We start from the raw sequence: 1,052 nt of genomic DNA, 5'->3' as shown, positions 1-1,052 counted from the left end.
CGGCCTACACCCTTACCCCGGGACAACCACCGCCCGGGATGGACTACCTTCCTGCGTCACCCCATCACTCACCTACTACCACCTTGGTCCGGCGGCTCCACCACTCCCCTTTGCCCGAAGGCTCCGGGGCGGCTTCACGGCCTTAGCATCAGAAGGTTCAGTGTTTGACGCTTCACAGCGGGTACCGGAATATCAACCGGTTATCCATCGACTACGCCTGTCGGCCTCGCCTTAGGTCCCGACTTACCCTGGGCAGATCAGCTTGACCCAGGAACCCTTAGTCAATCGGCGCACACGTTTCCCACGTGTGAATCGCTACTCATGCCTGCATTCTCACTCGTCAACCGTCCACGACTCGCTTACACGGCCGCTTCACCCGGCAGACGACGCTCCCCTACCCATCACGATCCCCGTTGGGGGTATATATCGCAATGACACGACTTCGGCGGTACGCTTGAGCCCCGCTACATTGTCGGCGCGGAATCACTAGACCAGTGAGCTATTACGCACTCTTTCAAGGGTGGCTGCTTCTAAGCCAACCTCCTGGTTGTCTGTGCGACTCCACATCCTTTCCCACTTAGCGTACGCTTAGGGGCCTTAGTCGATGCTCTGGGCTGTTTCCCTCTCGACCATGGAGCTTATCCCCCACAGTCTCACTGCCGCGCTCTCACTTACCGGCATTCGGAGTTTGGCTAAGGTCAGTAACCCGGTAGGGCCCATCGCCTATCCAGTGCTCTACCTCCGGCAAGAAACACACGACGCTGCACCTAAATGCATTTCGGGGAGAACCAGCTATCACGGAGTTTGATTGGCCTTTCACCCCTAACCACAGGTCATCCCCCAGGTTTTCAACCCTGGTGGGTTCGGTCCTCCACGAAGTCTTACCTCCGCTTCAACCTGCCCATGGCTAGATCACTCCGCTTCGGGTCTTGAGCGTGCTACTACAGCGCCCTGTTCGGACTCGCTTTCGCTACGGCTACCCCACCCGGGTTAACCTCGCAACACACCGCAAACTCGCAGGCTCATTCTTCAAAAGGCACGCAGTCACGAGA

The 1,052-nt window shown here is 58.1% G+C and carries 1 rRNA gene; it reads right to left on the bottom strand.

The window, feature by feature from the left end:
- Positions 1-1,052 (bottom strand): 23S ribosomal RNA (locus tag ACFY1L_RS56015); the annotation flags it as partial.

The sequence above is a fragment of the Streptomyces sp. NPDC001663 genome, from assembly GCF_042893105.1.
GTDB lineage: Bacteria > Actinomycetota > Actinomycetes > Streptomycetales > Streptomycetaceae > Streptomyces.
Note: the sequence above shows the minus strand (reverse complement) of the source record. Positions and strands in the feature narration are given on the sequence as shown.